The organism is Rhizobium sp. 16-488-2b (assembly GCF_017741815.1).
Taxonomy (GTDB): Bacteria; Pseudomonadota; Alphaproteobacteria; order Rhizobiales; family Rhizobiaceae; genus Rhizobium.
Genome location: NZ_JAGHMF010000031.1, coordinates 177,918 through 204,080, shown reverse-complemented (window position 1 = coordinate 204,080; position 26,163 = coordinate 177,918). Strand labels below are relative to the sequence as shown.

Sequence of the window (26,163 nt, the reverse complement as noted above, 5' to 3'; positions counted from 1 at the left end):
TCTCCGTTGCTAAGGTTGCACCCGGAACAAATACTATCATTATTTCTGAATTCGAGACTTCGAATTCGGACATTTGTTCTTTTTATACTGTGCGCGGCGCATACTTTTCAATACCCGATCAAGCGGCACGGTTATCAGATCGTGCCGCGTCACGCCCGATGGCACCAGTTACCAAAAAAGAGCGAGATGCGAATGCTAATCTATCTTATTTATGGACCCACCTGCAGCGGAAAAACAGACTTGGCAATCCAAATTGCACGAGAGACCGGATGGCCGGTTATCGCGCTGGATCGAGTACAATGCTGCCCTCAAATCGCCACCGGCAGCGGGCGTCCTTTAGAGTCGGAGCTGCAATCCACCCAGCGAATCTACCTAGATTCGCGCCCACTCACCGAAGGCGTGATGGAAGCAGAGGCCGCTCATCTCCAGCTCATATCGGAAATAGAGGATCGCAAATCTTCCCCTGGCCTCATCCTCGAAGGCGGTTCGATTTCCCTTCTGAACTGCATGGCCAAGGACTCCTATTGGAATGCCGGTTTCAGGTGGCACGTAAGGCGCCTGCGTCTTGCGGCTCCGGATGTTTTCCTGCCGCGGGCAAGACTTCGAGTTACGGAAATGTTTGCCATCAAGGACGAGCGCCCATCCCTGCTGGAAGAGTTGGCGGATCTCTGGAACCAGGAAGTTCTCCGGCCAGTATTGGAGGACATCGACGGATATCGCTGCGCGATACAGTTCGCCAGGGAAAATAACATCGAAATCAGCGAGTTGTTACATCTCGATCCGATGCGGCGGGAGGCGCTGATAGCGGCCATTGCCGAGGAATATCTTGAACACGCGCGGTGGCAAGAGCGCGACTTCCCTGACTGGCAAGAAGGCGGGAATGTTGGCCTCACTCCTCTCTCGGCTCCACATGATACCGGGAGCCCACCGGACCTTAGATCGTTGGGCTAGGTCTACTCATGAGATTCAGCAAAAGCTTACTTTCGAGCTACGCGTCAATCTGAAACTTTGCCAACCGTGAGGTAAAATGACTATCTTGCTCATCTCCGGAATGGGGCCGGAATTTCCCGATAACAGGCTGCTGCGTGGTTCATCCTTCGAGCTCCTTATCAATCCTGAAGTGGCTGCCGTCGGCTCTGGTAGGGCCCGATTTGATCTCTCGCGCCTTCAGTATAAAGCCGACGATGGGGGGGGCGTGCCGTTGCTTCGTGCACGTCGAGATGGCGGCGGGGCAAGGGCTATGAGCAATAGCTCTGCTGCCAAAGGCGCGTCCCAACCGGCTCGAACGTTCCACCTCACGACCTTCACGCTGCAGTCCATTCTCACTGAGGGGGGAGTTGAGTTCGACGCGATGCCAACTGAAAATATCTGGAAAGGGGTTGGAGACGAACCCGCTGGTTCTTACGATGTCGTTCTCCTCTCAACCACCTTCATCTGGGACCGGCGCAGCTTGCTTCAGGCGATAAGTTGGATCGAGCTGCGATTCCCCGATGCAATCCTGATCCTTGGTGGTCAATATAGCAATCTCAAGTTCATGCAGATTATGCGAGATCATGGGAGCGTCGATTTTATCATTCGCGGAGATGCTGAATTTGCGCTGCCGGATTTGCTCAATAAGCTCAAGGGAGGTGATCCCACCAGCGTTCCTAATCTCGTGTTTCGCGATGTAAATGGCCGACCACGGCTTACGCCGATCGCCTATATCGACCTGGACCAATACCCGTCACCCGCGCTAACCGGTCATGCACCGGTTGTACCTTACGAATCGATGCGGGGTTGTCCGTTCAGTTGCAAATTTTGCTCATTCCCGGCTGCATCGCCCCTGTGGAGATATAAGTCCGCAGATAAAATCGCGAGCGATTGGGAGCACTATAAAGTTCAAAACGGCGCAAGCTACGTCAAAGCGTTGGATTCAACGTTTACCGTACCTCCGAAGCGCCTCAGGGAGCTTTTGCCGAAATTAGCTACCATCGACATTCAATGGGAAGCATACACGCGAGCAAATTCAATCAAAGATGCCGAGCTCGTCCATCAGCTCGAAGACGCCGGCTGCAAATCTCTGTTCATTGGCTTCGAGTCAATGAGCGATGCGAGCCTCAGGAACATGGACAAGAAAGTCACGGCGCGAGCAAATCGTGTAGCTCACGAGCTTCTAGACGGAAGCACGATCAAACATTTCGTGTCGTTTATTGTCGGTTATCCAGGGGAAACTCCCGATATGTTCGAGGAGACCAAGGCGTTCCTTGTCAACGAGTATTCCGGAGAATTCGCTCTTTACGTTTGCATGCTTCAGGACGAGACTATGCCTGTTTGGCAAGATGCAGAACGCTTCAACCTCAAAGTTGATGACCCGAGCGGCGAGGCACGGATCTGGAGCCACAACGGGATGGACTCCGATACAGCGCAGCGATTGCAGCTCGAAACTCTAAGGGAGGTTCGCTGGAAAAGCGACACCGCAAACTTCCGATCTTGGCAACACGATTTCGAGGGTCCGCTTATAAGCAATGACTCCGGACGTCGGAACGCCGTAGTAGAAAAATTAGTCGATCGTCTCGGAATGATCAGTGCGGACGTCGAGGACGAAGGGCAAGCGCAGCGTCTTGAAAGTCAACTTCTCGAGCAACTTAATGGATATGGTGTGACGACGGCTTGACCCTGAGTTTAACGACGCCATGCGTTCACTTCCACACGTTGCCATTTCTGAAGACGCTGATGACCGTCCACCGATCAGGTTGCATGCAGCTTTCCAACCTTGGAGGTGTTTGATGAACACTTCGACGAATACACTCTCCGAAAAGGTCATTTTGTGCAACGAGCATGGTGAGGCCATCGGCACGGCTCCAAAGTCCGAAATCCATCACGCCCATACACCGCTGCACCTTGCCTTTTCGGTCTACATTTTTGATGGCGACAAGAAGCTGCTCGTGACGCGGCGGGCATCGGACAAGATTACATGGCCCGGTGTTCTCACCAATAGTTGCTGTGGGCACCCGCGGCCGGGTGAATCGTTGATTGAAGCAATCGAGCGCCGGGTTCGAAAGGAATTGGGGATAGAGGTAAATGGCATTCGTCTTGTGCTACCCGAGTTTTCCTATCGCGCAGCAATGACGAATGGGATCACCGAACATGAATTGTGCCCCGTGTTCACCGCCCGCTGCCAAACCTTGAGCGTAACACCCGATCTGAATGAGGTGTCTGCGTGGCAGTGGGTGGATTGGCAATGGTTTGTCAAAAGCTTACAGGATGGGCGCTTGCTGGTGTCGCCATGGTGTCGCGCGCAAGTCGAACTGCTCGCATCGTTTAATGCGGATCCATCGCAATGGCCCATAGCGGATGAGCTGAGCTTGCCAGAAGCCGCCAGAGCAAAAATATGAGACGTTGGTTACGACGATTTGGCCGCGCTATTCCGTGCCCTGGTCTGGGCGCTCGAAACGGATCTTGGTGGGTTTGAATATTCAAAGCCAATCTTGCGTAATGTTCGTTTGTCGATGGGAGGAGCGTTTGAGATATTGCGTCTTTTCGGGCTCAAACAACGGCCGGAAACCAGACTATGTGAGCGCAGCAAAGCGCCTCGGCAAAGCTCTCGCGACGTCAGGCATCGGATTAGTGTATGGCGGCGCTTCGATCGGTTTGATGGGGACGATCGCCGATGCAGCCCGAAGCAATGGCGGAGAGGTTATTGGGGTAATCCCGCGTGCACTGGCCGAGAATGAGGTTGCGCACACTGGTCTCGCTGATCTGCGCATTGTCGAGACCATGCACGAGCGCAAAGCGCTGATGGCAGCGCTGTCGGATGGCTTTATCGCCTTGCCAGGGGGATTGGGAACGCTTGAAGAACTGTTCGAAGTATGGACATGGGCTCAGCTTGGCTATCATAGTAAACCCTGTGGGCTGCTCGACACCGCAGGCTTTTATAGGAAGCTCGAATCCTTTCTTGATCACGTTGTTGACGAGGCGTTCGTGACAGCAAGCCATCGCAACATCCTCCTCGTCGAGGAGGACGCTGAGGCGCTCTTGTCTGCGATGGCAAAAGGTAGCGCCACGCTAAAGTCACGTTCAGAACAGAGCGATTTCTTAGGTGCGCTCCGCCGCTAACTGAGCCCACTTTGCCAGTTACCTCATCGTTGCTGCCGATAACCAGCTGTAGCAGTCACAGAGGCGAGTTAATGATATGAATTGCATTGAACGGTAGTGAATTGTGAATTGCGTTGTCTATAAAACGAGAGGGTACCACGAGCGGCGGTGGCCCTGCATACCTGTGATCCCTTTGTTAATTTTGTAACGAAATCGCTGTGGCAAACCATGGCCGATCTCTTATTTCCTATCTCTCGCGGGATGCCGGGGTGAGGTGCGTTCCCAAGAGGACTTATGCGATTGGCCACAGGACAGGTAAGTCATGAGAAGGACGCCGGAAGAGGCTACAGCTACCCGGACGCGGATTTTACGCTCTGCCGAAGCTATTTTTATCGAAAAAGGATACGATGACACCACCTTGCAAGAAATTGCCGGCGAAGCGGCCGTAACAACGGGCGCCGTCCAGTGGCATTTCGGACAAAAAATGCACATTCTGTTGGCATTGCGCGATGATTTTTGCTGGCACGCAAGAAAACTGGGCAGACTCCATGACGCAGGAATGGTTGAGAAGCCGTTGAAGGCGGTTGCTGAATGTGCCACATCAGCCATTAACTACCTCGCTGACAACGAAAACTGCAGGCGGATTTTCCAGATCTATGATAAGAAAGTTTCCGATACAGCCGCCTTCTATAATGAAGACCTCAAGTTCCACCAGGAGGTGCGAGCGACGTTAGGTAGCGTCTTTGGATCCGCAGAGACTAGGAAGGAATTGCTAGCTCCCTGGACGTCCGACACTGCGGCATATACCTTTTGGTTTATGATGCGGGGAACGTTTCAGACCTGGCTGGAAGAAAATTCGGGGTTTGATTTGAAAACCGATGGCTTGCGTATCGTTCAGGCGATGCTTTCCTCGTACCAGCGCGCCGATTTGGTCACTAGATAAACGAGTATTTCGCTTGGTGATTGGTATTTACATATCGCCTAAGCGTTTTCCGATGCCGCTGTCTGTGAACAGGTGGCCTTGAAGGTTGGCCGCTTCCAACGTCGTATGTTCCGAACTCGCGTTGAGCCATGTGCGAGGCAGTGTTGTAATGTTATAACATATCACATAGTAGATATTATGGAACTTCCATCGTTCCTGAGGCCGTTTGCCACGACAGCAGGCAAACGGCTGCTACACATATTGCAAGAGATCGATCAGATGCAACGTGCGCATATGAAAGCTGAACCGGTGGGCAGTCACGTCCCCCAGTTCTCGGCAGCAAAGTTGGTTCCGTTTTTCAAGCCGACGGCAAGAGCGCCTTTCGATCAAGTCAATTGGACTTACTGAGATCTGCTTTCTGAATGGCCTCCTCAATCGACTTTGCCTTCAGTACGACCAATGAACTATGCAGGCAGTTCTCGATGTCGGCGACGGATTTGCCCTCAATCGACGCGATTTCGGCGACGGTCCTCCCTTGAGAAATCCACCGAATGCAGGTCTTTTCAAGCGGGGAAAGTATCCATTCCTTCATGACAGAGATCGCACTAAGTTGCGCCGCGGTCGGCGGCAGGTGTCGTACCGGGCGCCAGCATCGAAGTGTCGGTTGAAGCCAAGACGCCATTGCTCCCACGAAAAGTGGCTGCCGCCGCGATCTGCGAGACGGCAGCCAAGGTGCCCCGGGAGGAGTTCTAACAGCACCGACCAGCAATGCCGTCAAATTCGTATCATTCCGCGCGATCAACCCGCCCCGTGGCTAAAGGTATTTTATCGGACGGCGATTGACCACTTTTCTTCGGGCGCGCAGGAGACCGGACAGTTGTTGCCGCAAGCACCGCTTTGATACCTAATGGCCGATAGTGTGAAACGAGATCTTGCCACTTCTCATCAATCTTTTTGTCTTTCACCGACTTACTCCAGCGAATGTTTTCCATCGAGATGCAAGCAAGCTCGATGCACGGCGTCCACAGCATTGCCCACTACCGCCAAAAGCCCTGCTGCCCCCCAGGAAGGTCGCCGACCCTCCTTTCACTCGAGTCCGCCAAAAGGCGGTCGACGACTTTCCCCGGGAGGAAGACGGTGGCGCCCAGACGCCATTTACTGCTAGCGGTCAGCGAGACTATCGCCCCTGAATGTTGGCCGAAGCCCCGTCACCTACTCCGCAGGATGCGGGTGACCAAAGGCCCCCGGCCACTCGCACGCTTTCGCCGCAGATCCTGCTGCATGAGCCAAAGCCGGTTCCAGCGACGCCCCGTTGATACGCGCGGCAAGAAAACCCGCGATGAAAGCGTCCCCGGCTCCCATTGTATCAACGAGCTTCGCCTGCACGATTCCTTGCCGCGTTACGCGCCCACCTTCGCTAAAAACCGCACCGCGCTCACCCTGCGTCACACAAACCGAGGCCACGCCCAGAGCATGCATCTCTCCGATAAAGCTATCGGCTTCGTCATTCGACAGATCGGATCCAGAAAAGAACGCCAGCGTCAAAAGGGGGCAAATCGCTGCGAGATAGTCGCGGTCTCGCTCGGTGGAGAAGTCAAACGACAGTTCTCTCGAGGCTGCACGGATGCGAGGCAGTTCAGGCTCGATGTAACTGAAACACGATGAATGCACGTGGCCGAGACGGGAAATCAGGTCAATGTCATCGACGTCCATCCGCAGCATTAGCCGCTTACGCACGCCGCCTTGGTTGGATTCGATAAAGACCCGATCACCATCGATGATATTTACCTTTGCTTTGCCCGTCTCGCCTTTCGCTCGACGCAAATGAGCGTCGGACAGACCTTCAGCGAGGAGCGAAGAATGAACATGGGCGCCCTCCTCATCGTCACCGATCAGACCTATGTAGGCAACATCGCCTAGACCAAATCGACGTGCGAGAACGGCGACATTCAAGGCATTGCCACCCGGATAGTATACTCGTTGGTCAATGTAGTGATCGACCACGTTGTCGCCGATGCTGACGAGTCCAGCCTGGCGAGAAATAGCATTGGACATTTATAGCTTCCCAAGCGTAGCGCAATCACACCGGAAGCTCAGGGCTCCTCGGGCGTGAAGCTGGACTCAGGGTGGTAGTTCACCCCTGGCAGTTGTTTTGGGAGGCGACACGAACTGCGAACCGCCTCCCAGACCATTAGTATTCGAGCTTCCACATGTAACGGCGGACCGTCAGGGGGTGACCCTTCGCCTCTCCAAGCTTATCCGCATAGGCCCGAAGAACGGGTTGGAAGATGAGGGGTGTCATATATTCGGCGACGGTCTCGGGCAGCTTCGACACGCCAAGATCCCTTGCATCGAGGGCAGTTACGCGCTTGCTATATTTTTCAACGAAAGACAGTGCGCGTTCATCGATCGTCCGCGAGGGTCCAACCCCGATGAGTTGGATAAAGGGGACGTCGAAATCAGTGATCTCGAACGGACCATGGAAATACTCACCGGCGTTAATCGCAGCCGAGTGAACCCACTGCATTTCCTGGAAGATGCAAATCGCGTAGGAGTAGGCCACGCCGAAATTGGAACCGGAGGCCATCGTGTAAATAACGGCTTCGCGCTTGTGCGCTTCAGCGAATTCCGTGATCGCGGAGCGACGATCCTTGATAATGTTTTCTACGATGCCTGGTAGCACTGCGAGAGCGCGGTCAAAATCGTCTGCCTTTTTATTTCCTTCACGGGCCTTCAGGATACCCAACGTGAGGCGCGAAAGAACAGCCATCGAATGCGCCGACGAAATCGCCGCGGGCTCATGGGTGTATGGGATGGTGTATTCGGATGCTTGATCCAAAGGGCTGCCGAGGACGTGCGTGAGCGAAATTGTCAGGGCGCCGGCCTTGCGTGCGATCTCGGCCGCCTCGACCGTTTCCGGCGTTGAGCCCGAATGGGAGCAAAGGATGACCACGGAAGTCTTGCCAAGGCGCTTGGGCGCGCGAGCCTTGAATTCGGCCGCGTTAAGCGCGATCCCGTTGATCTGTTCCGCCTCGCGCTCAACAATATACTGGTTTGGCAGCATAATGGCGTAAGAACCGCCGCAAGCAACGAAGAAGATGTCCGTGACACTTTCACGCTCCGCTACGGCCCGCACCGCAGCTGCGATCTGGGCATCAGTCTTTTGGGTCGTCATTTGATCATTCCTTTATCTAGTCAGACGTTGGGTAAAAGCTTCAGGTTTATTCAGCCGCGCTCGCTCAATGAGTGGTGCGCGGCTTGAAGATTTGACCGAGCACCAGCAAAACAATCGAAACCGCTATCAGGCAGGTCGAAATCGCTGCAATCGTGGGATCCACGGAATCTCGAAGTGAATTGAACATTCGCCGGTTTAAGGTTGCGTGGGGGCCATTCGATATGAACATCGCCACGACGACCTCATCGAATGACGCAAAGAAGGAGAACAGCATCGCCGAGATGACTGAAAACTTGATCTGCGGAAGCGTGACTGTGAAGAACGCGTAGGGACGTGTTGCACCAAGACTTCTGGCGGCCTGTTCCTGATTGATGTCGTAGGATGCAAGGCCTGCTGTGACAACAATGAGCACGAGCGGCAGGGCAAGAGCGGTGTGCATCGCCACCAGGCCGGTTGTCGTGTTGACGAGTCCAAGCCTGGCCAGGACAAACAATGCACCGATTGCCAAAATAATAATCGGGATTGCCATCGGCATGGCAAAAAGTCCCCACAGCAGCGTACGGCCATTCGAACGACCAGCCCAAATTCCATAAGCCGCTGCCGTTCCAAGGCTCGTCGCGCAGAGCATCGAGAGAATGGCTGCGCGCAACGAAACGAAGGTAGCGGTCATCCAATCCGTGGAATAGAAGTAGTTTTCATACCAACGTAACGAGAAACCCCGTGGCGGAAATTCCAAAAAGTCCGATGGCGAGAACGACATTGGAATGACAATGAGCGTCGGCGCGACAAGGAAGATCAGTGTCAGAACCGAAAGCACATAAAGCCAGAGGCGTTGCAAATGCGTGATCTGCGTCTTGGATGCAGGTTGAAGAAACCAATTCATCGCACCGCTCCCATTCCTGCGCGCCGTGCCAAGATTGCGGCGCCGACGACCAACACAATCGTGATCACAAGTAGCACCACGCCAAGCGCGCTCGCTGCACCCCAATTGGAATAGAGGGTGACATTTGCCGCGATACGCATGGCCGCCATGATGACGGTGCCGCCGCCTAGCACGGCCGGCGTGACATAGAAGCCCAGGCACAAAACGAAGACCATGAGTGTTCCGGAGAAAAACCCAGGCAGCGACAACGGAAAATACACATCCCGGAAGGCACGCGCCGGCTTAGCTCCCAGATTGGCCGCAGCCGCCATCAAATCATTGTCGATCGATTTCATCGACGCGTAGAGCGGCATTACCATAAAGGGGAGCATGATATGGACCATGCCTATCAGCGCGCCCGTCAGGTTTTGAGTCAAAGCGAGCGGCTCGTTGATAAGACCCAAGCGCATGAGGGCCTCGTTGATGACGCCGTTGCTTTGCAGCAGCACGAGCCATGCATAGGTACGCACCAGAACGGCAGTCCACAACGGCAGCAGGACAAACAAAAGCGCGACGTTTTGAATCCGACTGGGTAGCTGTACCAGGCAATAGGCGAGCGGATAACCGATCAGGGCCACCAGCAAGGTTGTGTACAGAGAGACCAAAAAGGTGATCCTGAACACCAAAAAATAAACTGGGCTTGTCCAAAGCCGCGTGAAATTTTCAAAACTGAAAGTACCCTCTTTCCCGATAAAGGCGAGATAAGTCATAACCGCCAAGGGGAGGATAATCGTGACGAAGAGCAGTAAAATACCGGGGATGGCGAGCGACAGCAGACCTAAGCCCTCAAGGCGGTCCGCCCGTCTCAATTCCGTTTCGTTTTGCCTGAATGCATCTGAGGTGGATACGATGCTCATGATCAGCGCTCCACGTCGTCAGCGACGACAACTGTTTCGCTTTCATGAAGCGAAAGGGTGACCTGCGAGCCGGGTTGAGGAATTGCGGCACGGCTGGCCTGGTTCAAGTGCTGCCGAACGTTGAGCAAATTGCCGTCCGGGAGGCGGATAAAGGCCAGGTAGCTTTCGCCCTGAAACAAAGTGCGCTCCAGGACGCCATCAAAAATATTGAAAGCATCGTGTCCGTCGGGGGAAGCTACGATCTCCAGTTTCTCCGGACGAATGACCAGGAGGCCTGCCCCATCGGTTACAGCATTCGATGCAACCTTAAGCTCCTTACCCCTGTAAGAGCATTTCGATCCCGCAACGGCGACTTTTAGAAAATTAGATTCTCCCATGAACGCTGCCACGAAGGCGCTTGTGGGCGCGTTATAGATCTGCGAGGCCGTATCGAGTTGCGAAATCTGACCACCACGCAAAACGGCGACACGGTCCGACATGGTCAACGCTTCACGCTGATCATGGGTCACCAGGACTGTCGTCATGCCGAGGCGTTCATGCATCGATCTCAACTCGACCTGCATCGCTTCACGCAGATTCTTGTCAAGCGCTGAAAGTGGTTCGTCCATGAGCAGGATTTTTGGTTTGAAGACGATGGCGCGGGCAAGCGCGATACGCTGCCTTTGGCCGCCCGAAAGCTCCGAGATCCGTCTGGATTGATAACCGGGAAGCTGCACAGTTTCCAAGACCTCGTCGACTGCGTCCTTGATTTCAGATTTAGAACGCTTGGCGATCTTCAACGGGTAAGCAATGTTTGCAAAAACGTTCATATGCGGGAACAGAGCATAGTTCTGAAACATCATCCCGACCCCGCGCTTATGGGGCGGCGTGAACGACATCTCCTCCTCGCCGAACTTGATCGATCCGTGATCCGGCCGAATAAACCCCGCAAGCGTCATCAAGAGTGTGGTCTTTCCCGAGCCTGAAGGACCCAGCAATGTCATGAACTCGCCGCTTCGGATGTCGAGACTGACGTCGTTCAGAGCGTGTACGGGCCCATACGTTTTGGTGACGCCGGCAATGCAAATCGGCAGAGACTGCGCGCTTGCTGCACTATGTTCCGACGGCAGTGTGTGACTTGGCGAAAACAATGAACTACTCCCAGTGTCGAGGTTGCTACGCGCGTGATCCGTTATATCGGTTTGTGGCGAGCGCAGCTTGAAGACAGGCCGTCTGGCGGCGGCGTTTCGCCGCCAGACTTTCCGAATTCTTATTTCTTGATAGACAGAAGCATCGCGTCGAAACGCTCCGACAGCTCAGCGCCGTTCTTGTTCCAGAAGTCCACCCCGAGCGGCAATTGCCCCTCGACGTTCTTTGGCGATGACGTCAAGCGCGACAATGTTTTTTCATCGTAGCCGTCATAAGCAAGCAAGTTGGCGCCGCCATAGGCGACATATTTCGGCAAATCCTTGACATATTCTGCCTTGGAGATTTCCTTCACGAACTTGATCGCGTTGCCGGTGTGGGGTCCACCCTTCACAACCGCCCAACCATCGGACTGAATGATGCCGTCCTGATAAACGGGCTTAACCGGCGCGCCGGCGTCCATCGCCGTGATGATGCGGCCATCCCAGCCGTAAGACAGATCGACCTGGCCATCGACGATGAGCTGGGTCAATTGCGCACCGCTATCCCACCAGACGACGTCCGACGTTTTGATCAGCTCTTCAAGCTTGGCAAATGCCGCATTCAGGCCGGCTTCAGTTGAGAGGAATGGATAGACTTCATCGTGAGATTTGCCGAGCGCCATAGCAGCCGCTTCGATATTGCCACGCGGGCCGCGGGTCAGGCCGCGCTTGCCGGGGAATTTTTTGGCGTCAAAGAAATCCACCATGTTCTTGGGGTAATCGCCGCCCCACTTTTTTGTGCTGACGCCCATGATCTGCGAAAACACGGTATTGCCGACGCAGTAGTCGTTCACCGAACCAGGCGAAAATTTGCTCCGGTCAACGATGTCTGCCGGCAGCTTGACGAGAATGCCGGCGTCCGCAGCAAGCTGGCATTCGCCAATGTTGATGTTGATGATATCCCAGCTCACCGAACCGGAATCGACTTGCGCCTTGGCGTCGGTCCAGCTTTGCGAAGTGTCGTCCGCAACGGTCAGACCAAGCTTCTTGCCGGCCGGCTCCCAAAGCGCCTTTTTAAAGGCGTCCTGCACGACGCCGCCGGATCCGACGATAACGACGTCTGCAGCGCTGGCGGAAGCAACCGCCCCGGAAAGGACGAATACTGAAGCGGCGAGAACCGCGAACCTATGTCGTATGGCATTCATGGTTGGAATTCCCCTTTTATGGCGGTTCAGACCGCATGGCATATACCAGTGAGACGCGTCGCCCTCCGCTCCCAGTTAAAAGGAGGGCAATCCCATAGCTTGAACGGTTCAAGCTACTGCGCGAGTCGGCACTTGCCGAGCCAGGGTGTAGCAACGTCCCAACTCAACTGGTCTGCATGTTCAGGCCAGTTGGTATATACCAAGATACATCCGATTAATGTGCTGTCAATAAGATTTTTGGCGGGGTGGAAAATCTGTTCGGACTTAAAGCGGTCTCGAAGAGGCTAGCCACCTTTGTGTGGTGTCCTACCGCCCATCATCATCGTTATGGGCGAAGCCGTTGCCTCACTTGCGTTGTAGTCCCGGTGCTCGATGGAAAAACTCACATAGTCGGGATGGTTCAGCGATCGCAGATGCTCAAAGGGAATGCCGTCAATTGTTTCGGTAACACCGTCAAACCTTAGAACAGAAGCGCCCGCTGAGAGATTCAGAAACTCCGCTTCCGCCTCCGTAGCTCTATGGATACTTATGCTCGAAGACTTGTTATGCAAATTGAGTTGATACGTGTCGCGGAGATGAGCATAAAGCGATTTGTTTTCAATTACATCTGCAGCGGATAGGCCCGGTACCATTCTGGCCGGGATCAAGCTGAACTCCACACAAACTGGAATGCCATCTACAGTGCGTTGCCTCTGGATGGAGATGATGGGATCACCCACTGCAATACTGAGCTTGGCCGCCGTTGCCTTGTCCGCGACCTTCCGTTCGAAAAAGAGCAGCTTTGATCCGGGAACGTGGCCCGCCTTCTCTACGACGTCAGAAATACTGTAGGCGACGTGTTCACTTATGGGCCGGTCGAAAAGACGATCCGGTAGATATGTACCGCTGGTTCCTCGGCGCTCGAGCACGCCCATTTGCACCAGGCGATCTATAGCCTTGCGCATTGTCACACGGCTCGTTCGAAACTTCTGTGACAACTCCCTTTCAGACGGAAAACGGCTCCCCTGTTCGAATTCACGGTTTTGAATAGACCGCAGGAGATCTTGCTGCAGTTGGATGTACATTGGCTCGGTGTCCAAGGGCTCTCCATTCCAATTGGTATGCTTGCGACTGTCACTCCGCTATTATCGACAAAGAATCCTGCTTTACCACCGCAAAAGAATGGAAAAGCTTCGAAAAGGCGGGAGCTACGGGGCAATTGCCTGTCGAGGTCGATAATGCTTGACAGATTGGTATATACCAAGGAAGATTGTAGCCGCTCTGGTCAAACCGGTGCTGAATGGGCTCCAGCCGCTCTGAAGAGCGACCATGTTGGAAGTCGCCCAGATAGCTTTTACTCGGGCGACAACTGCCCGCAGACAGCTTCGTTAGAAAGTGAAGAACCATGAAACTTGCAGGAAAAACTGCCGTCATCACCGGAGCCGGCCGGGGTATTGGGCGAGCCACCGCTCTCGCACTGGCAAAGGAAGGATGCAACATCGTCCTCGCCGCGATCGAGGCGGATCAGATCGAGGCTGTGGCGGACGAGGTGCGCGCGATCGGACCCCAGGCGCTTGCTGTTCAAACGGACGTTCAGCACAAATCGCAAGTCACGGCGCTCGCCCAGGCCGCATTCGATCGCTTCGGCGCGGTCGACATCCTGATGAACAATGCTGGCGTTGCTATTCACAATTCGATCCCGAACATCAAGGAAGAGGATTGGGATTGGATGATGGCGATCAATCTCAAGGGCACATTCCTTTGCACGCAGGCCTTCTTCCAACATATGTGCGATCGACGGAGCGGCCATATCGTCAACATTGTTTCTCGTGCGGGCAAAGTGGCATCGGCGAAATTTGGGGCGTACGCTGCGTCGAAGTTCGGCATGCTTGGCTTCACCCAGACGACGGATGCGGAGGGGATCGAATTTGGCGTCAAGGCGACGGCGGTTTGCCCGGGAGCTGTTGATACTCAGCAGCGTTCCGAGAACCACATCGACGACCGCGAAACCTTGCTGCAGCCCGAAGACGTTGCAGACTACGTCACATTCATCGTAACCCGACCTGCCCGCGTCTACATTGGCGAAGTCTCCCCGATAGCCCAGTACCTGAAACCTCTTCCCAGCGGCGGTTTCTTGAAGCCCGGTATTTAGTGATCAATGGGTGCCGTGGGAGCATTTAGATGTCTGTGCGCAAGTCTGTCCAAATCGTCACCGACCGCATCGCGGCTCGGAGTACTCAGTCGCGTCGGGAATATCTCGACCGTATCGAGGCTCAAAAGCAGAAAGGCGTCCACCGTTCGGCGTTGTCATGCGGCAACCTTGCCCACGGTTTCGCCGCCTGTTCACCATCTGATAAGGCGAGGCTGACCGGCTCAAAGTCGCTGAACCTGGGCATCGTTACGTCATACAACGACATGCTGAGCGCCCACCAGCCCTACGGCACCTATCCCGAAATCATCAAGGACGCAGCGCGATTGATCGGCGCGACAGCGCAAGTGGCCGGCGGCGTCCCGGCTATGTGCGACGGCGTCACCCAAGGCCAACCAGGAATGGACCTATCCCTGTTCAGCCGCGATGTCATCGCCATGTCAACGGCGATTGCACTCAGCCATAACATGTTTGATGCCGCGGTCTACCTCGGCGTTTGTGACAAGATCGTCCCTGGCCTTCTGATCGGGGCACTCACGTTCGGTCATCTGCCGGCCGTGTTTGTGCCGGCTGGCCCAATGACGTCCGGCCTCTCAAACGAGGACAAGACGCGGATCCGGCAACTGTCCTCGGAAGGTAAAGTTGATCGCAACGAATTGCTCGTCGCCGAGGCGAAGTCCTACCACTCTCCCGGCACCTGCACGTTCTACGGCACGGCGAATTCTAACCAGATGCTCATGGAAATCATGGGGCTTCATCTTCCAGGTTCGAGCTTCGTCAACACGAACACGGATTTGCGTGATGCCCTTACTCGCGAGGCCACTCGACGTGCTCTTTCACTTACCGTTGGGGGCGAGAATTACACCCCGATCGGCCAGATCGTCGATGAGAAGGCGATCGTGAACGGTATTGTCGGGCTCCTTGCAACCGGCGGCTCGACGAACCACACGATACACATCATTGCCATCGCGCAGGCGGCCGGCCTACACGTCACGTGGGAAGACATGAGCGACCTGAGTGGGGTGGTGCCGTTGCTTGCACGCGTCTATCCTAACGGCCCTGCCGACGTGAACCACTTTCAGGCCGCAGGCGGCATGGGCTTTCTGATTCGCGAATTGATCGATGCGGGTTTTCTCCACGATGACGTAAAGACCGTTTGCGGAAGCGGACTCAGCGGGTACACCGTCCAGGCTAAGCTTTGCGGTAGTGACTTGGCGTTCGAGCCCGCGCCGGCATTGTCGGGTAATCCCAAGGTGTTGGCACCAATACGCGATGCGTTCTCATCGAATGGTGGGTTGAAGGTGCTGACTGGCAATATTGGTAGGTCGGTTATCAAGGTGTCTGCCGTGAAACCCGAAAACCGCGTGATCGAAGCGCCTGCACGCGTTTTTCACACTCAGGACGAGCTGCAGCAGGCATTCAAGACCGGCGAGTTGAATGGTGACGTTATCGCAGTTGTCCGCTTCCAGGGTCCGAAGAGTATCGGCATGCCCGAACTGCACAAATTGACGCCTGCACTCGGCGTCCTGCAGGACAGGGGCTTCAGAGTAGCGCTCGTCACGGACGGGCGGATGTCAGGCGCGTCAGGCAAGGTGCCTGCCGCGATCCACGTTACTCCAGAAGCCTCGGATGGTGGCGCCATCTCCAAAATTCGTAACGGAGATCTCATCCGACTCGACGCGAACGATGGGACGCTTACCCTTCTAGGCGACGAGCGAGAGTTTCTATCCCGTGCGACTGCTACCCAAGACCTCAGTTCGCAGCATTCCGGGATGGGACGAGAACTATTTGCAGGCTTTCGTGCGCTCGTGGGCGCCGCCGACCAAGGCGGAAGCGTACTCAGATAGTGTCTGAATAGACCGGATTTGTCTGGCCGCCATCCCTACGAAAATCATATTCCAAAAGGAGGAGTCTCATGGAATACCGTCAGCTTGGCCGTTCAGGCCTCAAAATATCAACTGTCACAATGGGTACAATGACTTTCGGCGGCGTCGGCTGGGCCCGGAAGGTCGGCGACCTTGGTGTCCCCGAGGCTAAACGCCTCGTCGATCTTTGCTTGGATGCCGGAGTCAATCTGATCGACACGGCAGACGTCTATTCCGACGGCAAGTCCGAAGAGATCATCGGCGACATTCTGGGTGGTAAGCGCAAGGACGGCGTACTGATCGCGACCAAGGCGCGTTTCCCGATGGGCAAAGGGCCAAATGATGCCGGCAACTCCCGCTATCATCTGATCGAGGCTTGCGAGGCGAGCCTGCGTCGCATGAAGACCGACGTCATCGATCTTTATCAGTTGCATGAATGGGACGGACAAACGCCGTTAGAAGAAACTATGGAAGCGCTTGATACGCTCGTCCGTCACGGCAAGGTGCGCTACATCGGCTGCTCGAATTTCTCCGGCTGGCACATCATGAAAGCGCTCGGCGTCAGCGATCGGGAGAAACGTCAACGCTTTGTCAGCCAGCAGATTCACTACACGCTGGAAGCTCGTGATGCCGAATATGAGCTGCTTCCGGTGTCCGTAGATCAAGGTCTTGGGGTCCTTATCTGGAGCCCACTTGCAGGGGGCCTGCTCTCCGGTAAACATCAACGTAATCAGGCAGCACCGGAGGGTAGCCGCCAGTTCGCCGGCTGGAAGGAACCTCCGATCCGCGACGAAAACCGCCTCTGGAGCATCGTTGATACCCTTGTTTCAATTGCCGACGGCCGTGGCGTTTCCGCAGCGCAGGTGGCACTCGCCTGGTTGATCGGTCGAAAGCCTGTCACCTCTGTCGTCATCGGAGGACGCACGGAAGCACAGTTCAAGGATAATCTTGCAGCCGCGGATCTGAAGCTGAGCGCCGAAGAGCGAAAGCGGCTCGACGACGTTAGCGTTCCGCCGCTGCTCTATCCCTACTGGCACCAGCGCAATGAGGCGACCGACAGGCTTTGCGAAGCTGACTTAAATTTGCTCTCCTCATACTTGGCATAGTTGACTCCTTGGTCGGCGCCGAGCGCGCCGACCTCCACCAAGCCATCAAATGCATTCGAGAGAAACCCATCGTTGTCGCGCGCCTTTGGAAGGAGACCTTGAACAGGCGGTGAGATCTACCGTCATTCGTATACCGGCCAGCAAGCTCCGACACCTGTTATCAGTACGATGCGTTGACAGGTTCAAACCTAGCCATCGATCCCTCCGCCGAACCGAAATGCGAGCGGCCAGTGAAAGATAACGGTTGTTGTTCTCCTCCCACGATCATCGACGTAGCACGGTTGGCCGGTGTGTCACGAGCAACGGCAGCGCGCGTCCTTGGAAATTACGGATCGACCGGCCCCAATGCTCGCAGGCTCGTTTTGGACGCCGCCGAACAGCTAGCCTATCGACCGAACCAACTAGCCCGTAGTATCGCGACTGGTCGCAGCAAGGCGATCGGCCTCGTTATTCCAAATATAGAGAGTTTTCATTTTGCCCAGGCAATTCGCGCCGTTACGGACATTGCCAGCGTAAGCGGCTTCGTTGTGTTTCTCGCCACGACAGACGATGATATCGAACTCGAACGTGATGCAGTTCGCGCCCTGCTGGCCAAACGGGTCGATGGGTTGATCGTTTCGCCAGCCTCGAGTATCGACGTCGAGCACCTTGCCGGTGCAAGGGATATGGATTGTCCCATCGTTCTTCTGGATAGGCGAGTACCTCTCCTTAGCGCGGATACGTTTGCAGTGGACAATTTTCGAGCCGCCAATCAGGCGGTGAAATCTCTCATTGAGAGAGGCCATCGACAGGTTGCTCTCGTGTCAAATGCTCCGTCTGACCCACAGCAGAAGGACCTGATTTCATCGGTTAGCGAACGTATCGATGGGTACCGCGCAGCGCTACACGATGCCGGAAACCAGATTGCCGGGAACCGGATTATTCGAGGAGGTCGGGGGACCAATAATCTCGCCCGTTTGGTACGCGCGTTATGCGACTCTCCAGACCGTCCTACGGCTTTTCTGGCGACGGACAGTTCGGTGGCCCTCGTCTTAATCAGAGCGCTTCGCGAACTGAACCTGACAATACCAGAAGACGTCTCGCTTGTCTGCTTTGACGATGCCGACTGGACGGCAGCGATAGCGCCTCCTCTGAGTGTCATCTCGCTACCCATCAGAGAGCTTGCATCAGCTGCCACGGCAAATCTTATCGCGCGGATAATGGGCGACGCCACGGGTCCTGGAAAGGAAACCTTGCTACCGGCATCACTTATAAACCGCGGCTCGGTGAGAGGTGTTTAGAGGGAGACGATTGTCGAGCGAAGAACGCGAGATGTCAGAAGCTACTTTTCCTCGGGCCAGAGGCCGAGCATTTCTTGCCGAAAGGATCGGCTGCCGAACGCGCTCGTCGCATCCGGCAGCCTGCAAGTTCACTCGATTTTCGTGTTTTCGATGCTAAGGCCGGACTGGAAGGTCAGAAAGCCAGGCATGTTTGTGAAACCGGTTACGCCCTTCTTGACGGCGTAGCTCTGTTCGCGCCACATGAAATAGACAAGCGGCGACAGTTCGAGCGCTCTATCGACAAAAGCATCGTAGATTTTCGCTCGTTCGGCCTTGTCAACCGTTGCCCTGCCCTTGTCGAGCAGTTCATTGATCTGTGGATCATTGAAATACGGGGAATTGTTGGTCCGGACGAGCTTGTCACCGCCGTAATAGTAGTTGCTCAGCCAGTCCGCATCGGTAATTTCACCGAGGCTACCGAGCACGGTGAAATCGTAATCAGCCCCCGTCGCCTTCGCCATGCGGCTTGCCCAATCGGGTAGATCGAGCTTTACCTTGATACCGATCTTGGCCAGCTCTGACTGAATGGCGATCGCCGTATTCTGGTGAAAACTGTATTGCGACGATGCAAGCAGTCGTGCCTCGAAGCCATTCGGATATCCGGCCTTGGCAAGCAGCGCCTTGGCCTTCTCGATGTCATGCGAGAAATAGTTCGCCTTGGCTTCGGAATAGCCCATATAACCCTTCGGAATGGCAATCCCGTAGATCGGACTGCCCAGGCCGTTGAAGGCGGTATTGATGATGACGCTACGATCGACGGCATAGGCGATCGCCTGGCGAACCTCAGGCTTTGAGAACGGTTCAAACTTGGTATTGAACTGCAGTCCCATGAACGGACCGGTGTTCCTCAAAAGCTCCGTATCAGGCCCTTTCTCGAGATCGGCGGCATCTTTCGCGGGCACGTAGTCGATGATGTCAACGTCTCCGGATTTCAGGGCGTTTACCCGTGTGTTCTCGTCGCTGTAGAAGACATAATGAACCTCGTCGAGATCCGGCTTGCCCTTCTTGTAGTAGCCGGGAAACTTCTTGACGACAATTTCACGGCCGCGCGTCCAACTGACGAACTGGAAAGGGCCAGCGCCGATCGGCGAAGCGGTCGGGTTGTCGGCATTCTTTGCCAGCCACGCCGCTGGCACAATGACGGATTCCGGTAGGGCGAGATAGTCGATGAGCGCAACCGAGGGGCTCGAAAGGGTCAATTTGACGGTCTTTTCGTCCGGCGTTTCGATCTTAGATATGATCGAAAGTTCGTTGCGGAAGGCGCCCTTTCCTTTCGGGTCGAGAATTCTCTCCAGGGAGGCCTTCACATCCGCGGCGGTAACGGGCGAACCATCATGGAATGTTGCCTGTCGTAGGTGGAAGGTGAACTCCTTCGCATCGAGGCTGACATCGTAGCTTTCGGCCAGTTCCGGTGAGATTTTGCCATCGATACCATAGTTTACAAGCCCGCGATGGATCGCCAGCTTGACGGTACGGCCTGACGTGCCGGGCTGGACGACCGTATCGAGTGTCGACGGCTCTCCCGAAAGTCCGAAGTAAAGGGTGCCGCCTGCGAGCGCACTCGTGGCCGTCGGCCCCAGAAGGCTCACAGCGAGAGCCATTTGGAGAATTCTCTTCATGATGTTCCCTCTCTTTGTTGAAGGTGTCAGTTCTCACGGAGTCTCGGGTCGAGGTAATCGCGAAGCGCGTCCCCGAGGACGTTGATGGCGAGAACAGTGAGCGCGAGGCACACGGAGGGCCAAACAACATACATGGGATTCTGGCTGAGATAGCCGCGCGCCGTCCCGATCATCTGCCCCCATGATGGTTCGGGCGGCACGATGCCGAGACCGAGAAAACTCAGGCCGGATTCAAGCAGGATCGCCGCTGCTATCGTCAATGTTGCCTGAACAACCAGTGGCGACAGAATATTCGGCAGGATCGCCCGCAAGACGACTCTAAGGTAGCGCGCGCCCATGGCGTGCTCGGCTTCGACGAATTCCTGCCTGATCACCTGCAGCGTCGCCGATTGCGCGACGCGTGCAAATTGCGGGATGAAGATGATGCCGATGACCACACTGAGGCTGACGACCCCGCTGCGCCAGAAACCGACGGCGAGCAGCGCAAGCAAGATCGCCGGGAAACTCAGCATGATATCGACGCCACGCATGACGAAGAAGGCCAGAACCGGCCGACTATAGGCGCCGACGACGCCGCAAGCCGTGCCGCCTATGGCGGCAATGGTGGTGGAGATAACCGCCACCATCATCGTCGGACGGATGCCTATCAGGAGACGCGATAAGATATCGCGACCGAACTCGTCGGTGCCGAGCAGGTATTGCGCCGAACTCGCCTGGTTGACCGCGTTCTGGTTGATTGCGAGCGGATCGTGCGGGGCGAGAAGAGGCCCAGCCAGTGCGATCCCGAGGACCACCGTCACGACAAGCAGACTGGCGGCGACGAGCGGTCGGCGAAAAACAAAGGTCGTCTTCATGCGCGTTTCCGGCGGATGCGTGGATCGAGAAGGCTGTAGAGGATGTCGACGCACAGATTGATCAGAATGAACAACGCCGCGATGGTCAGGATGCTGCCCTGGACCAGGGGATAGTTGCGGTTGGAAACGGCCGTGACGAGAAGGGTGCTCAATCCAGGCCAGTTGAAGAGGGCTTCGACCAGTACCGTGCCACCCATCAGGTTGCCGAGTTGCAGGCCGACGATCGTCACAATCGGGATCGCTGCATTCCGAAGGACGTGAATCCAGATCACGCGCCGTTCGGGCATTCCCCTTGCCCGCAAAGATCGCACGAAATCACGGCCCAGGATCTCGAGCATCGACGAGCGCGTCATGCGAGCGATCGAAGCGGCTAGGCCGAGGCCGAGGGTGACAGCCGGCAAGGTCAGCTTCTGGAAATGCAGAAATGCGTTTCGGGAAATGTCGGTATAGCCGCTCGAAGGGAGCCATCCGAGCTTGAGGCTAAGAAGAAGGATGAGAAGCGAGCCGAGGATATAGACAGGAACCGAAATCCCAAGGGTCGAGAGCGACGTCAACAGACCGTCGAGAAAACGTCCGCGGCGTAGGGCCGCCGATATACCGACCGGCACGCCGATGATGGCGGCAAGGACGATAGCAGCGCTCGCAAGTTCGATAGTCTTGGGGAGGCTGGACGTCACGTATTCGACAACGGGAACGCCATCAAGGGAGTTCCCGAGATCGCCGGTTGCGGCATTGCCGAGCCACTTGAGATATTGCGCCAGGACGGGCTGGTCGAGACCGAGCTGATGACGCATGGCGGCGACCGTCTCCGGAGAGGGATTGCTCTCGGGTCCCAAGAGCAACAGCACCGGATCGCCGGGCATGATGTACATGATGGAGAAGACGAGGGTCGCAATGACCCAGAGCTGAACCAGTGCGGTAACAAGCCTCGATCCCAGTGTGATGACAAATGTTGATAAGGTCTCCATCAATGCGCCTCCAGAGCGGCTGGCCGGCCAGTGCCGATCTTGGGCACTGCGCTCAGGAGTGTGCGGGTATAGTCCTCTTTGGGATTGTCGAAGACCTCTGCAGCAGGGCCGATTTCGACAATCTTGCCCTTCTGCATCACTGCGATCGTATCGCTAACGTGGCGGACTACGGACATGTCATGCGAGATGAACAGGTAGGTGAGATCGAATTCGTCCTGCAGATCGTGCAGCAGGTTGAGAACTTGCGCCTGAACGGACACATCGAGCGCCGAGACGGCCTCGTCGCAAATGAGAAGCTTTGGGTTGAGAGCCAGAGCGCGAGCGATAACGATCCGCTGGCGTTGGCCGCCAGAAAACTCGTGTGGATAACGGCCCATGGCATCTCGGGGCAAGCCGACCGCATCGAGGAGCCTGGCGACCGCCGCTTCGCGATCGCGTCCCCGCTGGTGGATGTCGATGGGCGCCGCGACAAGATCGGTGACCGTCTGTCGTGGATTGAGCGAGCCATAAGGGTTCTGGAACACGAGCGCAAAGTCGCGCCTGGCAGCACGTAACCGGTCGTGATCAAGGGAAACGAGATCGTGGCCCTCAAACTCGATGGCGCCACTGTCAGGCTGCATCAAGCGCATGACAAGGCGCGAGAGCGTCGATTTCCCACAACCGGACTCACCGACAAGCCCGACTGTCGACCGGGCCGGAATAACCAGACTGACATCGTCGACGGCACGAAAAGGCTTCGGCGCCGAAAGAGCAGTCTCGCGAAGCCAGTACGTTTTCGTCAGATTGCGAATTTCGAGGAGCGTTTCACCCTCAGGCTTTTTCGAAAGGCGCTCCTTCTGTGACGGCCGAACCTCGACTACGCTTGAGATCTGGCCAAGGTCATCCCTGCATATGACTGGAAGGCGGCTTTGTGGCGTGGAGGCCGATGGCATGGAGGCGATCAACGCCTTGGTGTAGGCGCTTCGCGGCGCCCTAAACAGGTCGCCTGTGGAGGCCTGCTCCATCAGGTCACCACGATAGATGACAGCAACGCGGTCAGCGACCTCGTAGATAACACCGAGGTCATGCGTGATCAGCAGAATTGCTGCTCCGATTTCCCGATTGAGATCGCGTAGCAGGGTAAGAACCTGTTTTTGTACCGTAACATCGAGAGCCGTCGTCGGTTCGTCGGCGATGATGACGTCGGGTTTGCAGGCGACCGCCATGGCGATCATAATGCGCTGGCATTGCCCGCCGGACAGTTCATGAGGGTAGGAGCGCATGCAGCGTGCCGGATCGGCGATCCCGACCTTTGCCAGAAGATCCCGCGCACGTTCGCCGGCCTGGCGGCGAGTTATCCGCTCGTGCAGCTGGATTGCCTCGACAATCTGGCTTCCACAGGTAAACACCGGATCGAGCGACGCCATCGGATCCTGAAAAATCATTGAAATGCGTTTGCCGCGCAACTTACGCAAGACGTCGGGACGAGCTGTCAGCAGATTTTCGCCGGCAAACTCGACCCGTCCGCTCGTAACCGTGGCGTTGTGCGGCAGAAGACCCATCGCTGCCAGCGACAGGATAGTTTTTCCACTGCCACTCTCACCCACAAGGCCCAGAATTTCGCCTGATGTCAGTGCAAGTGAGACGCCGTTGACAACGGCCCGTAGGCCGCCATCCGTCCTAAAGGCGATGGAAAGATTATCGATTCTTAGAATTTCCCTACCCGGCATACCGCGATCCGATCTGCGTTTCACTCTCCTTTGTCGAAGAGTCCGTTCCCGTAGTCTTTTGAGCGCTTGTGCACGTATTTTGAGTGATTAAGCCATAAAACGCCAAACTTCGTCAAGTGGATGCTCGCATTTTGGCAATTGTCATTTCAATCGTGGGAGTTTTTGAAGCTTTTTTGGCGATTTCTACCACAATGCACTTGTCAGAAATGAAAAGCCCGCTTACCGTCAAGACAAACGAATTCTCGACCAGACGATGGCGCCCAGGAGATTTGACAATGACGGCACATAGCTCACGCGTAGTACTGATTTCTGGAGCAAGCCGCGGCATCGGGCTCGCAATCGCACGCGAACTCGCCGAGCATGGCTATCGCTTAAGCCTCGGTGCTCGCGACGTCAAAATGCTGGAAACGCAGTTCGGTCCTGAAAACGACCGACTGCACTATGCGCATTTTGATGCCTATGAACCGGCAACTTCGGATCGATGGGTGGCGTCAGCAGCAGAGAAGTTTCAACGGATCGATGCTCTCGTAAACAATGCCGGCCTCGGCGAGCAGGTCTCCCTGATGGACGACAACGACGAGGCGCTCGACCGGCTCTGGGCAGTTAACGTGAAGGCACCCTTGCGCCTCACCCGCCTCTGCATGCCTCACCTCGAGGCGACGGGTGCCGGGCGCATCGTCAACATAGCCTCGCTCTCGGGAAAGCGGGTCAGGAACGCCTTCGTCGGCTATAACATGACGAAGTTCGCCGTGATGGGCCTGACCCATACGACGCGCCAGGTGGCGTGGGAAAAAGGCGTGCGTGCAACGGCGATCTGCCCGAGCTTCGTGCGCACCGAAATGAGTTCCTACACCAATAAGGTCACGCCCGATGAGATGATCCAACCGGAAACGCTGGCCTCACTCGTGCGCACCGCAATCGAACTGCCCAACAATGCTGCAATGGCGGAGATGCTGGTCAACTGCCGGCTCGAAGACACACTCTAATAAAGCCAGTGAGATAAATTATGTCACGTATTATTCCCGACGCTGTCCCCTCCAATCAGGCCATGCCATCAAAGGTGGATGTCGTCGTGATTGGCGGCGGGATTGTCGGCATCTCGACGGCGTTGGAGCTGGCCGAGCGCGGCGTATCTGTCGCAGTCTGCGAAAAAGGTCTCATTGCGGGCGAGCAGTCCGGCCGCAATTGGGGCTGGGTGCGGCAGATGGGACGCGATGCTTCGGAACTGCCGCTAGCGATAGAGAGCCTTTCGCTTTGGAAGGGCCTCAACGCTCGAATTGGCGAGGAAACTGGATTTCGGCAGACGGGCGTTGCCTATCTTTGTCGCAATGCGCGCCAGGAGGCTGAGTACGAAGCTTGGCTGGTGCATGCGCGCGAATTTGGTCTCGATTCCCGCCTGCTGCGGAGCGAGGAATTGCGCCAGCATCTTCCCGGCATGGCCGATGGCTTTACCGCTGCCCTGCATACGTCCACCGACGGCCGTGCCGAACCGTTCAAGGCTGCGCCGGCGATAGCCCGTGGCGCGATCCGCGCCGGCGCACACGTCATCACGGGCTGCGCGGTCCGATCGATAGAACGTTCTGCAGGTGCTGTCAGCGGCGTGGTCACCGAGCGCGGACGCATCGCCTGCTCGTCTGTCGTCCTTGCCGGCGGCGCCTGGTCACGGCTCTTTAGCGGCAACATGGGCATCGACTTTCCGCAGCTCAAGATTCTCGCATCGGTGGCGCGAGCGACGTCTGTTGATGGGGTTCCAGACATGCCCGTTGGCGCCGACAATTTTTCCTTCCGCAGGCGGTCTGACGGTAGCTTCACGATCGCCATGCGAAACGCCAATATCGCTCCAATCGTGCCCGACAGCTTTCGTCTCTTCTCTGATTTCGCACCGACATTGATCAAAAGCTGGCGCGAGCTCAAACTCCGCGTCGGCAGCCGGTTCGTCGACGAATGGCGAACGCCTCGCTCCTGGGCAGCGGACGAAATTTCGCCTTTCGAACATGTGCGCATTCTTGATCCAATGCCATTCGAACGCTTTAACCGGGAAGGCTTTGCGCATCTCGTCAAGGCGTTTCCAGCCTTCGCTGACAGCCGCATAACCCAAAGCTGGGCCGGTTTGATCGACGTGACGCCTGATGCGGTCCCAGTCATTGGACCGGCGGGCGGCATTCCCGGGTTCTTTATTGCCAGCGGCTTCTCCGGCCATGGTTTCGGCATTGGGCCTGGTGCTGGAAAGCTGATGGCCGATCTCGTCACCGACGCACAGCCGTGCGTTGACCCCGCTCCGTTCCGCTTCGATCGTTTCAAGAAGACCAAGGCAGCCTGATCCGCTCGCCAAAA

General features: G+C 56.0%; 23 protein-coding genes. 11 read left to right on the top strand and 12 right to left on the bottom strand.

Features of this window, described 5'->3' with window-relative positions; all coding sequences use genetic code 11:
* Positions 1 to 192: 192 nt before the first annotated feature.
* The 5 genes from J5286_RS23195 (at position 193) to J5286_RS23175 (ending at position 5,017) form a co-directional block, all read left to right on the top strand.
* On the top strand, positions 193 to 951 hold the full coding sequence (locus tag J5286_RS23195) for an isopentenyl transferase family protein (RefSeq protein ID WP_174080868.1): 759 nt from the start codon (positions 193 to 195) through the stop codon (positions 949 to 951).
* A gap of 76 nt (positions 952 to 1,027) precedes the next feature.
* On the top strand, positions 1,028 to 2,653 hold the full coding sequence (locus J5286_RS23190; RefSeq protein WP_174080867.1) for a B12-binding domain-containing radical SAM protein: 1,626 nt from the start codon (positions 1,028 to 1,030) through the stop codon (positions 2,651 to 2,653).
* Between the two features lie 112 nt (positions 2,654 to 2,765).
* The gene (idi, locus tag J5286_RS23185) at positions 2,766 to 3,374 is read left to right on the top strand and encodes an isopentenyl-diphosphate Delta-isomerase (RefSeq protein ID WP_174080866.1); all 609 of its coding nucleotides are present in this window, start codon (positions 2,766 to 2,768) and stop codon (positions 3,372 to 3,374) included.
* 100 nt (positions 3,375 to 3,474) lie between these two features.
* Positions 3,475 to 4,095 carry an LOG family protein gene (locus J5286_RS23180; RefSeq protein WP_174080954.1) on the top strand — a complete coding sequence of 207 codons (621 nt, stop codon included), beginning with the start codon at positions 3,475 to 3,477 and terminating at the stop codon, positions 4,093 to 4,095.
* A 301-nt stretch (positions 4,096 to 4,396) separates the two neighbouring features.
* Positions 4,397 to 5,017 carry a TetR/AcrR family transcriptional regulator gene (locus J5286_RS23175; RefSeq protein WP_209193665.1) on the top strand — a complete coding sequence of 207 codons (621 nt, stop codon included), beginning with the start codon at positions 4,397 to 4,399 and terminating at the stop codon, positions 5,015 to 5,017.
* Positions 5,018 to 5,781: 764 nt separating this feature from the next.
* Here the strand turns inward: J5286_RS23175 and J5286_RS23170 are convergent.
* From J5286_RS23170 to J5286_RS23135, 8 genes are all read right to left on the bottom strand, one after another.
* Positions 5,782 to 6,027, bottom strand: a complete 246-nt coding sequence (locus tag J5286_RS23170; protein ID WP_245206679.1) for a hypothetical protein — start codon at positions 6,025 to 6,027, stop codon at positions 5,782 to 5,784.
* Between the two features lie 181 nt (positions 6,028 to 6,208).
* Positions 6,209 to 7,051: a PfkB family carbohydrate kinase gene (locus J5286_RS23165; protein WP_209193664.1), complete on the bottom strand. Its 843-nt coding sequence runs from the start codon at positions 7,049 to 7,051 to the stop codon at positions 6,209 to 6,211.
* 136 nt (positions 7,052 to 7,187) lie between these two features.
* Complete coding sequence (locus J5286_RS23160; RefSeq protein WP_209193663.1) at positions 7,188 to 8,171, bottom strand: SIS domain-containing protein; 984 nt, start codon at positions 8,169 to 8,171, stop codon at positions 7,188 to 7,190.
* A 64-nt stretch (positions 8,172 to 8,235) separates the two neighbouring features.
* Positions 8,236 to 9,054 carry an ABC transporter permease gene (locus J5286_RS23155; RefSeq protein ID WP_209193662.1) on the bottom strand — a complete coding sequence of 273 codons (819 nt, stop codon included), beginning with the start codon at positions 9,052 to 9,054 and terminating at the stop codon, positions 8,236 to 8,238.
* Entirely contained in the window at positions 9,051 to 9,950 is a 900-nt protein-coding gene (locus J5286_RS23150) for an ABC transporter permease (RefSeq protein ID WP_042474699.1), read from the bottom strand. Before J5286_RS23150 ends, J5286_RS23155 begins: the two co-directional genes overlap by 4 nt.
* A 2-nt stretch (positions 9,951 to 9,952) precedes the next feature.
* Entirely contained in the window at positions 9,953 to 11,080 is a 1,128-nt protein-coding gene (locus tag J5286_RS23145; protein WP_280637017.1) for an ABC transporter ATP-binding protein, read from the bottom strand.
* 119 nt (positions 11,081 to 11,199) lie between these two features.
* Entirely contained in the window at positions 11,200 to 12,147 is a 948-nt protein-coding gene (locus J5286_RS23140; RefSeq protein ID WP_209193661.1) for an extracellular solute-binding protein, read from the bottom strand.
* Positions 12,148 to 12,545: 398 nt separating this feature from the next.
* Positions 12,546 to 13,340: a GntR family transcriptional regulator gene (locus tag J5286_RS23135; RefSeq protein WP_015084405.1), complete on the bottom strand. Its 795-nt coding sequence runs from the start codon at positions 13,338 to 13,340 to the stop codon at positions 12,546 to 12,548.
* 305 nt (positions 13,341 to 13,645) lie between these two features.
* On the opposite strand from J5286_RS23135, the gene J5286_RS23130 reads away from it, so the two are divergent.
* The 4 genes from J5286_RS23130 (at position 13,646) to J5286_RS23115 (ending at position 18,640) form a co-directional block, all read left to right on the top strand.
* Entirely contained in the window at positions 13,646 to 14,392 is a 747-nt protein-coding gene (locus tag J5286_RS23130; RefSeq protein WP_042474704.1) for an SDR family oxidoreductase, read from the top strand.
* A gap of 29 nt (positions 14,393 to 14,421) precedes the next feature.
* Positions 14,422 to 16,236: a phosphogluconate dehydratase gene (edd, locus tag J5286_RS23125; protein ID WP_209193660.1), complete on the top strand. Its 1,815-nt coding sequence runs from the start codon at positions 14,422 to 14,424 to the stop codon at positions 16,234 to 16,236.
* A gap of 68 nt (positions 16,237 to 16,304) precedes the next feature.
* Entirely contained in the window at positions 16,305 to 17,360 is a 1,056-nt protein-coding gene (locus J5286_RS23120; RefSeq protein WP_209193659.1) for an aldo/keto reductase, read from the top strand.
* A 230-nt stretch (positions 17,361 to 17,590) separates the two neighbouring features.
* A complete protein-coding gene (locus J5286_RS23115) occupies positions 17,591 to 18,640 on the top strand; it encodes a LacI family DNA-binding transcriptional regulator (protein ID WP_209193658.1) in 1,050 nt (349 codons plus the stop codon).
* A gap of 128 nt (positions 18,641 to 18,768) precedes the next feature.
* Here J5286_RS23115 and J5286_RS23110 read toward each other — a convergent pair whose 3' ends face one another.
* Genes J5286_RS23110 through J5286_RS23095 form a run of 4 tightly spaced genes read right to left on the bottom strand, consistent with a single transcriptional unit; the run spans position 18,769 to position 23,829 of the window.
* Complete coding sequence (locus J5286_RS23110; protein WP_209193657.1) at positions 18,769 to 20,298, bottom strand: ABC transporter substrate-binding protein; 1,530 nt, start codon at positions 20,296 to 20,298, stop codon at positions 18,769 to 18,771.
* Between the two features lie 26 nt (positions 20,299 to 20,324).
* Positions 20,325 to 21,152, bottom strand: a complete 828-nt coding sequence (locus J5286_RS23105; protein WP_209193656.1) for an ABC transporter permease — start codon at positions 21,150 to 21,152, stop codon at positions 20,325 to 20,327.
* Positions 21,149 to 22,120, bottom strand: coding sequence for an ABC transporter permease (locus tag J5286_RS23100; protein WP_209193655.1), 972 nt, complete (start codon positions 22,118 to 22,120; stop codon positions 21,149 to 21,151). Before J5286_RS23100 ends, J5286_RS23105 begins: the two co-directional genes overlap by 4 nt.
* Complete coding sequence (locus tag J5286_RS23095) at positions 22,120 to 23,829, bottom strand: ABC transporter ATP-binding protein (RefSeq protein ID WP_209193678.1); 1,710 nt, start codon at positions 23,827 to 23,829, stop codon at positions 22,120 to 22,122. The genes J5286_RS23100 and J5286_RS23095 overlap by 1 nt, the downstream gene beginning before the upstream one ends.
* A gap of 131 nt (positions 23,830 to 23,960) precedes the next feature.
* Between J5286_RS23095 and J5286_RS23090 the strand changes: the two genes are divergently transcribed.
* Both J5286_RS23090 and J5286_RS23085 read left to right on the top strand, forming a co-directional pair.
* Positions 23,961 to 24,815 (top strand): SDR family NAD(P)-dependent oxidoreductase, encoded by an 855-nt coding sequence (locus J5286_RS23090; RefSeq protein WP_245206677.1) that lies wholly within the window; start codon positions 23,961 to 23,963, stop codon positions 24,813 to 24,815.
* A gap of 20 nt (positions 24,816 to 24,835) precedes the next feature.
* Entirely contained in the window at positions 24,836 to 26,149 is a 1,314-nt protein-coding gene (locus J5286_RS23085) for an NAD(P)/FAD-dependent oxidoreductase (protein ID WP_015084394.1), read from the top strand.
* Positions 26,150 to 26,163 lie beyond the last annotated feature (14 nt).

Bases quoted from the DNA above. Each gene is read 5' to 3' on its own strand.
- J5286_RS23195 (WP_174080868.1), top strand. From the start codon at position 193: ATGCTAATCTATCTTATTTATGGACCCACCTGCAGCGGAAAAACAGAC.
- J5286_RS23190 (WP_174080867.1), top strand. From the start codon at position 1,028: ATGACTATCTTGCTCATCTCCGGAATGGGGCCGGAATTTCCCGATAAC.
- idi (WP_174080866.1), top strand. From the start codon at position 2,766: ATGAACACTTCGACGAATACACTCTCCGAAAAGGTCATTTTGTGCAAC.
- J5286_RS23180 (WP_174080954.1), top strand. From the start codon at position 3,475: ATGTTCGTTTGTCGATGGGAGGAGCGTTTGAGATATTGCGTCTTTTCG.
- J5286_RS23175 (WP_209193665.1), top strand. From the start codon at position 4,397: ATGAGAAGGACGCCGGAAGAGGCTACAGCTACCCGGACGCGGATTTTA.
- J5286_RS23170 (WP_245206679.1), bottom strand. From the start codon at position 6,027: ATGCTGTGGACGCCGTGCATCGAGCTTGCTTGCATCTCGATGGAAAAC.
- J5286_RS23165 (WP_209193664.1), bottom strand. From the start codon at position 7,051: ATGTCCAATGCTATTTCTCGCCAGGCTGGACTCGTCAGCATCGGCGAC.
- J5286_RS23160 (WP_209193663.1), bottom strand. From the start codon at position 8,171: ATGACGACCCAAAAGACTGATGCCCAGATCGCAGCTGCGGTGCGGGCC.
- J5286_RS23155 (WP_209193662.1), bottom strand. From the start codon at position 9,054: ATGAATTGGTTTCTTCAACCTGCATCCAAGACGCAGATCACGCATTTG.
- J5286_RS23150 (WP_042474699.1), bottom strand. From the start codon at position 9,950: ATGAGCATCGTATCCACCTCAGATGCATTCAGGCAAAACGAAACGGAA.
- J5286_RS23130 (WP_042474704.1), top strand. From the start codon at position 13,646: ATGAAACTTGCAGGAAAAACTGCCGTCATCACCGGAGCCGGCCGGGGT.
- edd (WP_209193660.1), top strand. From the start codon at position 14,422: ATGTCTGTGCGCAAGTCTGTCCAAATCGTCACCGACCGCATCGCGGCT.
- J5286_RS23120 (WP_209193659.1), top strand. From the start codon at position 16,305: ATGGAATACCGTCAGCTTGGCCGTTCAGGCCTCAAAATATCAACTGTC.
- J5286_RS23110 (WP_209193657.1), bottom strand. From the start codon at position 20,298: ATGAAGAGAATTCTCCAAATGGCTCTCGCTGTGAGCCTTCTGGGGCCG.
- J5286_RS23105 (WP_209193656.1), bottom strand. From the start codon at position 21,152: ATGAAGACGACCTTTGTTTTTCGCCGACCGCTCGTCGCCGCCAGTCTG.
- J5286_RS23100 (WP_209193655.1), bottom strand. From the start codon at position 22,120: ATGGAGACCTTATCAACATTTGTCATCACACTGGGATCGAGGCTTGTT.
- J5286_RS23095 (WP_209193678.1), bottom strand. From the start codon at position 23,829: ATGCCGGGTAGGGAAATTCTAAGAATCGATAATCTTTCCATCGCCTTT.
- J5286_RS23085 (WP_015084394.1), top strand. From the start codon at position 24,836: ATGTCACGTATTATTCCCGACGCTGTCCCCTCCAATCAGGCCATGCCA.